This window comes from Sporosarcina sp. E16_8 (assembly GCF_017347095.1).
Classification (GTDB): domain Bacteria; phylum Bacillota; class Bacilli; order Bacillales_A; family Planococcaceae; genus Sporosarcina.
Genome location: NZ_JADPRZ010000005.1, coordinates 158,109 through 172,921 on the forward strand (window position 1 = coordinate 158,109; position 14,813 = coordinate 172,921).

Annotated in this window: 11 protein-coding genes; 2 read left to right on the forward strand and 9 right to left on the reverse strand. The window is 41.3% G+C overall.

Annotation, left to right across the window (positions count from 1 at the left end):
- Nucleotides 1-240 precede the first annotated feature (240 nt).
- Together I2484_RS06650 and I2484_RS06655 are read left to right on the forward strand one after the other, a co-directional pair.
- Entirely contained in the window at nt 241-1,731 is a 1,491-nt protein-coding gene (locus I2484_RS06650) for a catalase (protein WP_207150251.1), read from the forward strand.
- A gap of 600 nt (nt 1,732-2,331) precedes the next feature.
- Nucleotides 2,332-3,357: a hypothetical protein gene (locus I2484_RS06655; protein WP_218627941.1), complete on the forward strand. Its 1,026-nt coding sequence runs from the start codon at nt 2,332-2,334 to the stop codon at nt 3,355-3,357.
- Nucleotides 3,358-4,178: 821 nt separating this feature from the next.
- On the opposite strand, the gene cyoE is transcribed toward I2484_RS06655, so the two are convergent.
- The 9 genes from cyoE to I2484_RS06700 form a co-directional block, all read right to left on the reverse strand.
- Entirely contained in the window at nt 4,179-5,120 is a 942-nt protein-coding gene (gene cyoE, locus I2484_RS06660) for a heme o synthase (protein ID WP_255551163.1), read from the reverse strand.
- Nucleotides 5,121-5,326: 206 nt separating this feature from the next.
- Entirely contained in the window at nt 5,327-6,331 is a 1,005-nt protein-coding gene (locus tag I2484_RS06665; protein ID WP_207150252.1) for an aliphatic sulfonate ABC transporter substrate-binding protein, read from the reverse strand.
- Nucleotides 6,332-6,416: 85 nt separating this feature from the next.
- On the reverse strand, nt 6,417-7,424 hold the full coding sequence (locus I2484_RS06670) for an ABC transporter substrate-binding protein (RefSeq protein WP_207150253.1): 1,008 nt from the start codon (nt 7,422-7,424) through the stop codon (nt 6,417-6,419).
- 36 nt (nt 7,425-7,460) lie between these two features.
- On the reverse strand, nt 7,461-8,213 hold the full coding sequence (locus tag I2484_RS06675; protein ID WP_207150254.1) for an ABC transporter permease: 753 nt from the start codon (nt 8,211-8,213) through the stop codon (nt 7,461-7,463).
- Entirely contained in the window at nt 8,146-8,988 is an 843-nt protein-coding gene (locus I2484_RS06680) for an ABC transporter ATP-binding protein (RefSeq protein ID WP_207150255.1), read from the reverse strand. The genes I2484_RS06675 and I2484_RS06680 overlap by 68 nt, the downstream gene beginning before the upstream one ends.
- 231 nt (nt 8,989-9,219) lie before the next feature.
- Nucleotides 9,220-10,149, reverse strand: a complete 930-nt coding sequence (gene cysK / locus I2484_RS06685) for a cysteine synthase A (RefSeq protein WP_207150256.1) — start codon at nt 10,147-10,149, stop codon at nt 9,220-9,222.
- Nucleotides 10,150-10,172: 23 nt separating this feature from the next.
- A complete protein-coding gene (locus I2484_RS06690; RefSeq protein ID WP_207150257.1) occupies nt 10,173-10,796 on the reverse strand; it encodes a precorrin-2 dehydrogenase/sirohydrochlorin ferrochelatase family protein in 624 nt (207 codons plus the stop codon).
- Between the two features lie 327 nt (nt 10,797-11,123).
- On the reverse strand, nt 11,124-12,848 hold the full coding sequence (gene cysI / locus I2484_RS06695; protein ID WP_207150258.1) for an assimilatory sulfite reductase (NADPH) hemoprotein subunit: 1,725 nt from the start codon (nt 12,846-12,848) through the stop codon (nt 11,124-11,126).
- Between the two features lie 25 nt (nt 12,849-12,873).
- Complete coding sequence (locus I2484_RS06700; RefSeq protein ID WP_207150259.1) at nt 12,874-14,700, reverse strand: assimilatory sulfite reductase (NADPH) flavoprotein subunit; 1,827 nt, start codon at nt 14,698-14,700, stop codon at nt 12,874-12,876.
- Nucleotides 14,701-14,813 lie beyond the last annotated feature (113 nt).

Genomic DNA, 14,813 nt, shown 5'->3' on the forward strand with positions numbered 1-14,813 from the left:
TATTTTTCAAATGGCATTAGCCTCATTACTAAGAATTTCATATTCTTTCTAATTGAGAATGCATAGATATGACTCTTCTCTCTTCATTTAGAAATAGTGCAAACAAATGCTACTTATAACTTAATAATCTACAGCCTTTATACATGATTAAATTTTAGTAGATGTTATTAGTAGATATATCGATTCTTTTTTAGTATGATTATCATGTAGGAATTAAAACAATCTAGGGAGTGAGAATTGATGACAGAAAAAGACAATAATAAAAAATTAACAACTGCCGCTGGTGCTCCAGTTGTGGATAATCAAAACTCAATGACTGCTGGGCCTAGAGGGCCGATACTATTACAAGATGTTTGGCTTTTGGAGAAGCTTGCGCATTTTGATCGCGAGGTTATTCCTGAACGCCGTATGCACGCAAAAGGATCTGCAGCATATGGCTCATTTACAGTAACACATGATATTTCCCAATATACGAAAGCAAAAGTCTTCTCTGAAATTGGTAAGAAAACAGATATGTTCGTTCGTTTCTCAACAGTAGCCGGTGAACGTGGCGGAGCTGACGCAGAACGTGATATCCGTGGATTTTCAATGAGATATTATACAGAAGAAGGAAACTGGGACCTTGTCGGAAATAACACACCTGTGTTCTTCTTTAGGGACCCAATGCAATTCCCAGATTTGAACCATGCCGTTAAACGCGATCCACGTACAAACATGCGTAGCGCAAATAACAACTGGGACTTCTGGACATCACTTCCTGAAGCACTTCACCAAGTGACTATCGTTATGAGTGATCGTGGACTTCCAAGTTCATACAGAAGTATGCATGGTTTCGGAAGCCATACCTTTAGTATGATCAATGCTGAAAACGAACGTGTTTGGGTGAAATTCCACATGCATTCACAGCAAGGCATTGAAAACTTGACTGACCAAGAAGCTGAGGCAGTTGTTGGGAAAGACCGTGAAAGTCATCAACGTGATCTCTATGACAATATCGAGAACGGAAACTTCCCGAAATGGAAAATGTTCATCCAAGTAATGACAGAAGAACAAGCTAACAATATGCCTTACAACCCATTTGATTTGACCAAAGTATGGTATAAAAAAGACTTTCCTCTTATTGAAGTAGGCGAATGGGAATTAAACCGTAATCCTGATAACTATTTTGCAGAAGTAGAGCAAGCTGCTTTTACACCTGCAAACGTTGTACCAGGTATCAGTTTCTCTCCAGACAAAATGTTACAAGGTCGCCTCTTCTCATATGGAGATGCACAACGCTACCGTTTAGGCGTGAACCATCACCAAATACCGGTCAACCAACCGAAATGCCCAGTTCATAGTTTCCACCGTGACGGCGCAATGAGAACAGATGGCAACATGGGTAGCACGGTTCATTATGAGCCGAACAGCTATGGTGAATGGCAAGAACAACCGAAATATAAAGAACCAGCTCTTGATATTTTCGGTGCCGCTGACCAATGGAATTTTAGAGAAGATGACGATAATTACTTTGAACAACCAGGTAAACTCTTCAACTTAATGAGCAAAGAACAACAACAAGTTTTATTCGAAAATACAGGGCGCAATATGAACGGCGTGGACAAACATATTCAGCTTCGTCATATTGTTCACTGTTACAAAGCAGACCCTGCTTATGGTCAAGGTGTAGCAGACGCACTTGGTGTTTCTTGGAACGAAGTAGAAGCAGCAGCTGGGTTAGAACAACAATGATCATGTAATTATATGGAAGGAGCAGCCAGTATTGGCTGTTCCTTTTTATTTCTCAGAAAATTAATAGATTGCGCACTGTGTATAATTTACAACGTAGGGATTTCACATCTAGACTCCGGGCAAAAACACCACTTTCGCCAGCGGGAGGCAGGTCATGCAGTCGTTGCCGCAGGACTCGGCGACTTAAGACTGTGTGACGAACTTAGGCTTTGTTCACTTGCAGGCGCCCTGCGCTTTTGTTATTTCCCCATTATTGCGAGTATTTCCGGGGAAATCGCGTTAAAACTATGGATTCGAGGTTAAAGCCGAAGATTCTCAACTATTTGTATAAATACGCGAAAAATGGACTTTCTCTGGCCAGGTTTTCTCCCTTATTCTAACTTCCTAAATGGATGTTTGTATAAACGCATAAAAAAACTAGAAAAATCAATATAGAGATACAAAATGAAATTCGAATCGGAGCCATTCAGCCAATAGTCCCACTATGAAAAGAATTTTGCTAATTAATCGTAAATATGACGAAAATAATACTGACTTTTCCGTCAAATTTAGATAGAATTGATATTGTATTCACTATTATTTAGTAGGGGGGAACTATAGATGTCTATAACTTTTATAGCAAAAGAAGAGTTTTTAACGTTTCATGATCCAAGTCAAGATGGTAAATTGATTGACCGCAAAACTGAAATTCGAATGGATCCGCTAACAGGTGAAACATCCCGGATTATTTTCGACCCAGGTGCCCCCTTCACGTCAACAGATTATTCGGAGCTGGCAAAACAAACTGAAGGCACTAAATGTCCATTCTGCTCCCAAAATGTGCACACTTTCACACCTAAATTCCCGAATGATTTAATCGAAGATGGCATGCTTATTCAAGGCGAAGCTGTCGTTTTTCCAAACCTCTTTCCTTATAGTAAGCATAATGCAGTAGTCCGCATGTGTGATCAGCATTACGTCAAATTAGAAGAATTCACAGTACCCATGATTGCCAACTCCTTTTCTGCTGCTCATAACTATTTGACTAAAGTTATTGCCCATGACGCGGAAACTGCATACGCATCCATCAACTGGAACTACTTACCCCCTTCAGGCGGTAGTATTTTACACCCACATATTCATGTATTAGCTTCTGAAATGCCAACCAATTATCAATTAATAGCATTGGCAAGCAGCGAGCAGTTTCACACAGAAACAGGAAGTAACTATTATGATTCATTAATAAAAACTGAGCGTAAAACCGATGAGCGCTTTATCGCTACCGTGGGTTCCATTGACTGGGTTCATGCTTTCGCACCGAAAAGCCATACCGATTTTATCGGGGTTTTAGATGTTTCTTCCTTGGATGAATTAAGCGATAACAACTGGCAGGATCTCTCAGAAAGTCTTACACACTTTTTCCGTTACTTCGAATCAATCGGCATTACAAGCTTTAACCTCGGCCTATTTATTCCTGTAAGTAAGAATCCATCTGAACGTGTTCATGTGCGAATTGTTCCCCGCCTAACAATGGGTGCACTCCAAACAAGTGATATGAACGTTTTCAATTACTTACATGGTGAACCTTTGTGTTTGAAAGTACCTGAAGAAATAACAAAAGAAGTAGCTGTGTATTTCAAAAAATAACTAGCAAAAAACTTGATCACACACTGGGTGCCACGTGTCTAGTTGCATTTGGATCGCTTTGGATTGAATGACTTCTATACGATCACCGTGATGTCTGGATTTGTAGGGATGCGACTTTGTCGCATCCCTACAAATTTCCTTCGGTAATCGTATGGTGGTCCTTCATCCGCCCTGCTCCAAACTCATAAGTACACGAAGTGCTAAAGCTTTTTGGGACGAAAGAATAGCATGCTTCTTACCTGGAGAAAATCCGCCAAAGATGCAATTTTGGCGGCTGAAACTTTCTATAGGGTTTTCTCTTTTTTACTAGTAAAGAAGTGTCACTTTCTATAAGATTTCACATGATTACATGCATACTCTTTGTTAAAAGTAAGTAAGAAGCACATTGTAAAACGTGCAAGAGTGCCCGAAATTGTATCTTCGGTCACTTACAATCTCTATAGAATGTCATCTACTCGTTTCTTTCAAAACAACTGCATTTTGCACTTGAATAGTGTAGGAACGCGATAGGCTACTATTCACAACAGGATTACTGAAAAAAGTGTGTCTAGAAGTGACTCCGTCACTTCTAGACACACTTTGCCCCCACATTAAATCTGTCATGAATAGTTAGCCGTAAGCGGACCGAAAATAGTCCAGTGCAAATAGAGGATATCCAGCCCTTCTCACCAGTATTTTATGCAAGTATATGGTTAATCAACAGACGTGTGGTAATGAAGTTTTAATTACATAATCGAAAAGGAGAGCCCTATCAGTTAGTGATCGACTGATAGGGCTCTCCTTTATTGAATTGAAAGTAGTTGCTTCATGCTTTCGGATGTTTAACTAAACACGGGCAGTGTAACAAGAATCATCAGCGTAAACAGGATAGCCACATAATTCACGGAACACATGAACATCAGATGTGCCCACTTCATATCGTTTTTCGTGAAAAACCCAGCTATAGTTGCAACTAGCCATCCGACGTTCATTAGCGTCGCTATGACAACAAACACTGTACCAAGCGATCCTAAAAAGAACGGTAATGGTAGTAAGCACGCGACATAGATAACCATTTGCCGCTTCGTAAAATTAAATCCGTGAACTACAGGAAGCATCGCCACTTTTGCCAAACTATATTCTTCCACTTTCTTCATGGCAATAGCGAATGTGTGCGGCATTTGCCAGATGAACAGAATAAGCGTCAGTACGATTGGGACGATATGATAACCGGGTGCAATTGCAGCCCATCCGATTAAAGGCGTCACCGCACCCGACACACTGCCAATGACTGTATTCAATGTATATCGACGTTTTGACCACATTGTGTACAAAATAACATACGTAAACCATCCAATGGATGCGTAGATGGCCGCTTCAATTGTTGTAAAAGCTAAAAGTACTAACCCTACTACAGATAATGCTAATCCTAATCTAAAGACAAACTTAAGCGAAAAGTTCCCAGTAACTGTCGGACGGTTTTTGGTCCGCTCCATTACTGTATCAATGTCGACGTCGTACCAGTTATTCAGGATAAGTGCCCCCGCCATAACAAGTGTACTGCCAGAAATCGTCAGCAAAAATACATCCCAGTTTGCTAAAAAAGTTCCATTCGTAAAATAGAGCGCTAACCAAAATCCTGTAAGGACTGGAAGCACATTAGAAATTAAGACTATCGCCTTAAATAGAGATTTAAGATCAGCGAATAGCGTAGAAAGATTTTGTTCTTTCGAAACAGTTTTTTCATCAACCTTCTCCCAAGAAGGATCCATTACTTTAGTCATCAATTCGTCTCTCCTCAAAAAAGCCAGGTGCTTTTCCAATTTGGTGGATTCGCATTTAGTTCATTGACTGGCATACTTAACTCCATTTTACTCTTAGTCTTCAAGTAAGACAAAGGAAAGCTTTGTGACATTTTCAAAACTGCAAGAAAAAGGATTGGAAACATCAATGTGATGTTTCCAATCCCGTTAAAATAAGTAGCATTTTATTATTCCCCTTGTATAGACTTTAACTGATTCAATTGAATTAAGCCTTCAATATCGCTACTAGGGATATATCCTGCTTCCTTACTTATATCAGCCATTTCCTGAATCATATCTTCATTGACAGATGTTGTTACTTTCAGGCGCTTAAATGCCACTTCAAGTTCCGTTTTGTCAATCTCTTTTCCCGTTACCTCTTTGATGTGTTTACTAAATAGAATTTGACTATCCTCAGGATTTTGCTCAATAAACTCAACTGCTTTTACATGGGCTGTTAAATAGGCTTTCATGAACTTTTCATTTTCCAAAAAATTCTTACTTGCCGCGACCACAGTAGTAGTCGATTCTTTCCCCCATGCGAATGATTCCCAGTCCAATAAAAGTTTACCATTTGCCTTCGTTTCCAGAATATAGCCCCACGGTTCTGGTATTGCAGCAGCATCTAGTGAATTTTGAATGAAAAGTGTTGCTGTATCGGCTGGCGCTGCGGCAAACATTTCTACTGTCCCTCCATTTGCCGTAGGTTTAAGACCAACATCTTTTAGCGCTTTACGTAACATAATGTCTTGAGTACCCCCAATTCCAGGTATCGCAACTTTCTTCCCGTCCAGATCAGCAAGCTCCTTAATAGCACTATGTTCATTAACAACAAGGACTGCTCCGCCATTCACAGCGCCTGAAATTATATAGTAGTTAGGTTCTTTTACGTAAAAATTCAATACTGGACCTGGGCCAACTGTACCCACATCAATGGATTTAGTAGCCATCGCTTCCATGAACAAGCCGCCGTTACTGACGGTCTTTGTGTTGATCTTAATATCTTTCCCAAACGCTTCAGTGAAGTAACCTTGCTCCAGCGCAACGATTGTAGCGATATGCGTTAAGTTCGGAAAATAACCGATGTTCACCACTTTACTGCCTTTTTCTCCTTTTTCCGCTTTAGCGCATGCAGACCCAATACTCAATACAGCTAAGGAAATAAGCGCAAGTACGAAAAGTTTACGTTTCATCCTTATCTCTCCCCATCTGTTCTATAAATAGCCCCTTAACTAATACCCCAATAACGAACGCCATGAATTCAGTGCGCTTTACATTTTATTTTTCTGCTTCTATAGACATCAACTGTTCCAATTGAATTAAGCCATTAATATCATTACTAGAGACATACCCTGCTTCTTTACTGATATCGGCCATCTCTTGAATCACTTCTTCATTGACAGATGTTGTTACTTTCAGGCGCTTAAATGCGGCTTCGAGTTCATTTTTATCAATTTCTTTTCCTGTTAATTCTTTGATATGCTTAATGACAAGATTTTGACTTTCTTCGGGATTCTGCTCGATAAACTCTACTGCTTTTACATGGGCTGTTAGATAAGCCTTCACAAGTTCTTCATCTTCCAAAAACTTCTTACTTGCCGCAACCACTGTATTCGTCGATTCTTTCCCCCATGCGAATGATTCCCAGTCTAACAACAATTGACCGTTCGCCTGTGTTTCCAAAATATAGCCCCATGGTTCTTGTGTTGCAGCAGCATCCACGGACTTTTGGACAAAGAGCGTTGCTGTATCAGCTGGCGCTGCGGCAAACATTTCAACTGTGCCGCCATTTGACGTCGGCATAAGACCCACATCTTTCAGTGCCTTACGCAACATAATGTCTTGTGTACTACCTATTACTGGAATCGCAACTTTCTTTCCGTCTAAATCAGCAAGTTCTTTAATATTACTATCTTCACTCGCAACAAGGACTGCTCCCCCGTTTACAGCGCCTGAAATAATATGGTAGCTAGGATCTTTTACGTAGAAGTTCAGTAATGGACCAGGCCCTACTGTTCCCACATCAATTGATTTAGTCACCATTGCTTCCATAAACAAGCCGCCGTTACTGACAGTTTTTGTATTGACCTTAATATCCTCTCCAAACGCTTCAGTGAAATAACCTTTCTCTAGCGCAACGATTGTAGCGATATGCGTTAAATTCGGGAAATAACCAATGTTCACTTCTTTACTATCTTGTGCTCCTTTGTCTGTCTTTCCACAGCCAGCAACAATTGCCAATACAGCTAAAGAAATAAGCCCAAGTAAGAACAAATTACGTTTCATTCCGTTCTCTCCCCATCTGTCATTATTTATCATTACTTAACTAATTCCCCATTTTTTCTGCACACTGCGCTCCAGTCGTAAAAAGACCAGATTATCCATAATTGTACCGATAACACCAATGATGAGCATTACTGAAATAACCAAATCCATTTGTCCTAATGATCTTCCCATCTCTAAGAGATATCCAAGCCCGCCTCCGCCACCGAGCAGCTCCCCTGCCATTAACGCACGCCAGGAAAATGCCCAGGCGATTCGTAATCCAGCTATGAGCTGCGGGACAGATGCTGGCATAATAACTGTGCGCAAAAAGTGAAAACCGCCAGACCCTAATGTTTTAGCAACTTGTTGATAAAGCCTTGGCACATTTTTAAAACCACTTGTCGCATTGATCGTCATTGTCCATGTTGCACCAATTGTGACAATAAATAGAATAGAGAAATCGTTCAAACCGAACCAAATAATAGCAAGTGGGAACCAGACAATGCTCGGAATCGATTGCAATGCCGTGATAAGAAATCCGAGAGTGTCTTCCACTAACTTAGAACGCCATATAAGATAGCCTAAAAAAAGACCGAGGACCGTCGCAATTGTAAATCCTATTAAAAGACGGCTCATGCTTGTGAGGATTGCAGTCATTATTTGCCCACTTACAATACCCGTGTAAAGTGTTTGCAATACTTGGCTGAGACTCGGAAACATGAAATCGGGCAAACTTGATAATCTAGATGTGACTTCCCATATCACCGCTAGAATCCCGATGAAGAGGGTTCGTCTTAAAAATGTAGTCATCCCCCATTTCCTCCTTTAACACTTTCTCAATTTCACCTTGCAGTGATGCCAATATTTGCTTTTCCAAATGAAATGTAATGTCATTTGGCATAATGCCATCTTTCATTGTCGTAGAAGAATGAATCTCTTTGATTCTTCCAGGGCGTGTTTCAAAAACGACAATCTTCTCGGATAAAAGGACTGCTTCCCGAATGTTATGCGTAACGAAAAAGATTGTCACCTTTGTTTTTTGCCAGATTTCAAGCAGCTCATTATGTAACACCATTCTGGTTTGCTCATCAAGAGCCGCAAACGGCTCATCCATCAGTAAAATTGCAGGTTCCATAACAAGAGCGCGTGCGATAGCAACACGTTGTTTCATACCTCCGGACAGCTGATGTGGATAGGCGTCGATAAAATTGCTTAAATGTACCATTTTTAACATTTCTCGCGCTTTGTCCTCGGCCTGTTTTTTTGACAAACCCTTTAAACGTAAGCCGTACGTGACATTATCTAGAACAGTTAACCATGGAAACAATCCATCCTGCTGGAAAACGACGACACGATCTGGTCCGGGATCCGTCACTACTTTGCCAGCAATCCGAATTTCCCCTTGATCCGCCTTCTCAAGACCAGCAATCAGATAGAGCAATGTCGACTTCCCACAACCCGAAGGTCCGACAATCGAAACAAACTGTCCTTTTTCCACGTCTAACGAGATATTATCCAGCACTTTGACATGACCTTTTTCTTTATGGGGAAAACTTTTGACAATGCCATCTATTGTTAAATACATTCAAATATCCCCTTTCCATACTATATAGGTTGAGTTAAAGATTCCATTCGATAACGCTACTTCGCTAGGGGATGCCTCCCGCCCTTAGCCAGGTAACTTCGCGACCACTCTTAGGGCTTCGGCTATCCCTTTTAAAGCGCCTTCGCTCAGTTCATATGCCCAATTCAACACTTCAACCTATATAGTAATTACATTTCAAAAACAACCATTACATCGATTGTAATTCGGGTTTTAAAATTCGAACAAATCGCTTGATAAATAGCGTTCACCAGAATCAGGTGCAATACAGACGACCGTATCATTCGGAGTCAATCGCCTAGCAACGGCTAACGCTGCATATATGGCTGCGCCCCCTGAAGGGCCAATGAGAATCCCTTCATTCGCCGCTATAGCCCGAACTGTCTCGTAAGCTTCTTCGTCTTTTATCATAAATATTTCATCGTAGACGTTCGTATTCAAAACAGAAGGAATAAAACCTGGGCTCGTTCCAACAAGCTTATGCTTCCCTGGCTTTCCTCCGGATAGGACAGGTGATCCCGCAGGCTCAACCACATGAACTGTGATTCTAGCATCAAGTTCTTTTAGTGCCTCCCCTGTACCCGTTACCGTCCCTCCCGTTCCTGACGTACAAACAAAAGCATTAAGCCTTCTTCCAATGGACACCATTGCTTCACTAATCTCAACAGCCGTTGTTGTCCTATGAATATCAGGATTTGCGGCGTTTTCAAATTGCATGGGGATAAAACTGTCTTCAATTTGTGCTGCTAATTCATTTGCTTTGGCAATCGCACCTGGCATTCTATCTTCACTTGGTGTAAGAACAACTTTAGCGCCGTATGCTTTCATTAAATTAATGCGTTCAATCGTTGCGTTATCTGGCATAACGAAAATTGCGCGATATCCTCTCGCTGCGGCATTCATTGCCAAACCAATTCCTGTATTACCTGATGTCGGTTCAACAATCGTTGCCCCCGCCACCAATTCCCCACTTTTTTCTGCTTCGACAATCATATTGTAAGCCGCTCGGTCTTTTACGCTCCCGCTTGGATTAAAATATTCAAGTTTCACATAGACAGCTGCACCTTGAGGATCTGGCAGTCTATTTAATCTTACAAGCGGCGTATTTCCAATCAATTCTGCTATATTGTTTACGACTTGCATATCTGGCATCCTCCCAATTACAGTCAGGATTTGTTTTGGTATCCACCAATCAATTCTAAAAAGGCATTTTGCATGTTGATTGATTGCCTGTATGTGTCATTTGTGATTACTTTAAGTAATTTAGTTTTTATTGCTTGTTCTAACGTTGTATATTTCAATGTTTCTCTCGACAGCGTTAGAAATTCAAGATAATCGCCATAAGAATCTTCGTAAATTACGGCAAGTTCGTCACGAATTCTTTTGGAAAGTATCGGACTTGCCCCGCCAGTTGCAACACTTATCGTTAGGTCACCTCTTGTCAGCTTGGCAGGGACATGAAAGGTGCTTAACTCTGGATTATCAACGATATTGACCAGTTGATGCGTGCCAGAAGAAGATGCAACGAACGAATTCACCGTTTCACTATTTGTTGCTGCGATAATAATCAATGCGGAATCAAGATCATTTGGTTCGAACTCTTTATTCTTCCAGGTAATCTTCTTCTCGGCAATGAGTTGTTCTATTTCCGAATGAATCATCGGACTAATCACAGTTACATAAGCACCTGCCTGTAGCAAGCCGACAATTTTTCTATGGGCAATCATACCACCACCGACTACTACTGCACCTTTAGCTTCGATGTTCAGCATAATTGGGTAGGATTTCATTGTTTTATTCACCTGCCGCTGTTTAGTTATTCTGAAAAAGACCATAAAATTAGCGGTCCTTCTTAGCATTTTTAAAAGATAAGAAAGTATAAGTTTTTCACTTGGAGCAGTGTCTAGACTCCTGCGCCTAGCCCCCCGAGTCGCTTCAGTCCTTAAGGCCTCCTGCGCTTTTCGTGACTACCAAGGCGCTTGCGCTTTTCTTATTGTCTAGACTCCAGCGCCTAGCCCCTCGAGTCGCTTCAGTCCTTAAGGTAAAGGCAAAGAGCGCCTTTACCTTAAGGCCCTCCAGCGCTTTTCGGGACTACCAAGGCGCCTGCGCTTTTCTTATTAATCGTGAAAGTCCAATCCAGATTGAACAGCTTTCACATGTCCTGCACGGATAACAAAATCTCCAAAATGTTCGCCTTCTTGTCTTTCCTTGGCATATTGGAAAAATAGTGGTTTAAGCAGTGCTAGAATTTCTTCTTCGCCAATGTTCTCCCGATACAATTTGTTCAGCCGATCTCCGACAAAGCCGGCACCAAGATACATATTGTATTTTCCAGGTGCTTTACCGATAAAGGCAATTTCACCAAGAGATGGACGAGAGCAACCATTCGGGCAACCTGAAATACGTATAATAATCTCTTTTTCACGCAGTCCCGCTTCATCCAGAATTAGTTCCATCTTATCCAGTAATGAAGGCAGATAACGTTCAGCTTCAGCCATTGCCAGCCCGCAAGTTGGAAAAGCAACACAAGCCATTGAACTCCGTCGCAATGCGGAATGATGTTGTCCATCTGTCAAACCATGTTGCTCAATCAGCTCGACAATCTTTTGCTTATTTTGACTCGATACATTGCTGATAATCAGGTTTTGGTTTGGACTCAGTCGGAAATCTCCTGTGTGGATCTTGGCAATTTCTCGCAACCCAGTCATCAGTGGATAATCATCCAAGTCCTGGACTCTTCCGTTTTGGATAAAGAGCGTGAAATGCCAATTCCCATCGCTCCCTTCCACCCAGCCATAACGATCACCATTATGTTCAAAATGATAATCACGTTCGATTTCAAGCTCCCAACCTAATCGTTCATTGAGTTCTTTTACGATCCAATCAAGTCCACGAGCATCAATTGTGTATTTAAAACGAGCATACTTTCGTACAGAACGATTTCCGTAATCACGTTGAATCGTAATAATTTTTTCGGCTACTTCGACAATCTGATCTGGTGTACAGAATCCAATCACCCGTGCCAACTGAGGATACGTTTTCGTATCACCATGCGTCATCCCCATGCCGCCTCCGACAGCAATATTGAATCCAACTAATTTGCCTTCTTCTAAAATGGCGATTAGACCAAGATCCTGTGAAAAAACATCAACATCATTATTAGGAGGAACTGCTACACCAATTTTAAATTTCCTTGGTAAATAGAGTGCACCATACAATGGCTCAGTCTCTTCGTCCGTTTCTTGACTGTCGACTACTTTTTCACCATCAAGCCAGATTTCATGGTACGCATTGGTCCGTGGTGATAGATAATCACTAAGTTTCTGAGCCCACCCATAAACCTCGGCATGTATTTCTGATTGATAAGGGTTTGGATTACACATCACATTACGGTTCACATCTCCGCAAGCCGCTAGTGTATCCATCAATGCCGCATTAATTTCCTGAACATTTTCCTTCATATTCCACTTTAAAATCCCATGCATTTGGAATGCCTGTCGGGTAGTCAATTTCAACGTTCCATTGCCAAATTTATTGGCAACACCGTCCATTGCCAGCCATTGTGCCGAAGTTGCAACGCCTCCCGGAGCACGGACTCGGACCATGAACTGGTATGCCGGCTCTAATTTTTGACGTTGTCGCTCATTGCGTAAATCCCGATCATCTTGCAGATAACTCCCATGGTGTTTCATCAATCGATTATCGTCGTCAGGTATCCCCGAACTGATTGGATATTCAAGCGTTTCTTTAAGCGATCCTCGTAAATAGTTACTCTCACTCTTAATCCGCTCAACATCACTTGGTGTTCCTGGTTGTGGCGGTAGAATTATTTTTTTCATCATTTAACAAGCTCCTCTCACAGTTGTTTCAGTAGACATCACGTTGATAACGTTTCTGCTGTTGCATGTCAGCTAAATAGTCAGATGCTTCCTTAGAGCTCATCTCACCCTCTTCTTCAAGGATTTTCTCTAAAGTAGCATGGACATCGGCAGCCATATGCTTTTCATCCCCACAAACGTAGAGTACAGCACCCTCTTCCAACCATTTAAAAATAGCCTGGCTGTTTTCGATCATTCGGTGTTGGACATAGACTTTATCTTTCGTATCACGGGAAAACGCAACATCCATTCGCGTCAATACACCTTCTTTGAGCCATTGTTGCCATTCAACCTGATACAGGAAGTCCGTAACGAAGTGTTGATCTCCAAAGAACAACCATGTTTTCCCTTCGGCGCCAATCTCCTCGCGTTCTTCCAAGAACGACCTGAACGGAGCAATTCCAGTTCCAGGTCCAATCATTATCAATGGCGTGTTAGGATCTGCTGGTAATTTAAAGTTTGAGTTACGCTGAACATATACAGGTAAATAGTCTCCTGGTTGCGCACGTACAGCACATTCATCTGAACAGACGCCTACCCGATCACGACCGTGGGCCTCATAACGAACAGTTCCAATAGTGAGATGTACTTCATCTGGATTTGCTTTTGAACTGCTGGCGATTGAATACAGACGCGCCGGTATTTTACGTAATATTGCGACAAAATCACTTACAGAGACTTCCCAAGGTGCAAAATCCCGTACAAGATCTAATAGATCACGACCATAGAGATAATTCCTGCATTCTTGCTCACTTTCAGGTTCCAAGAGCGCCTTTAATTCATTGTTAGCGGTAAATTGCGCTGCTTTTTGTAGCAATGGTTTCGTCAAAACAGTGATTTCAAAATTGGATATCAATGCCTCGCGTAAAGGCTTGAGTTCGCCCTGTTTATTGACCTTAACTGCTTCACTAGGATTCCAACTCATCTCCGCAATCAAGGCATCTACTAATTCAGTATTATTTTCTGGGTAAATGCCCAAACTGTCTCCTGGTTCAAACTCCAGGTTCGATCCTTCAAGTGATAACTCAAGATGACGCGTTTCCTTGTTTGATCCACGACCATTTAAATTCAAATTTTCTAGAATCTCAGCTTTAAATGGATTTGTTCGAGAATATTCAAGTTGTTCCTCAATTACCTTGTTACCTGGTTGTTGGACAGTTATAGAACTACTTCCTTGTTGCTCATTTAATTTAGCTAAAACATTCGTAAACCATTCCGCGGCAGATTCATCATAATCCAAGTCGCAATCGACTCGTAGACTAAGCTGTTTTGCACCTAATTCAAGTAATCGATCATCAAATTGTTTACCTGTCTGGCAGAAAAATTCATAAGAACTATCTCCCAAAGACAGGACCGAAAATTGCAGATTTTCCAATTTCGGCGCTCTTTTACTAGTAAGAAATTCATAGAAGGGCAATGCATTATCTGGTGGATCACCTTCGCCATGTGTACTTACAATAAGTAGTAAATTATCGATTTTCTTGAGCGCATTCGGTTTGAATTCATTCATAGAAGAAAGGCTTACTAGATACTCTTCTGCTCTCAAATTCTTCGTCAGTTTTTCAGCCAAAGCTTGCCCGTTACCAGTCTGAGATCCGTAAAGAATTGTCACTTCTTTTGAGCTGACCTCTAGTTGCGTTGCTGGAGCTTCCAGAACGGCTACGCCGCCTGAAGCGACCGAGTGCGTAGTTGACTGACTTGCGCTTAGATAACCGCCCAACCAGATTTGCTGTGTCTCCGTCAGTATCGGCAAAAGTTGATTAAGGAGTTCTACCTGCTCCTGATTAAAAGGACTGTTTATCACTTGAAGCGCCAAAATTACCCACCTCACAAAATAGTATTTTTATATATATGTTGAACACGTGAATATTTATATTTACTAAGCTCATGCGCCGTAGCAAATTCATTGGAATTCTTTATTTCAACATA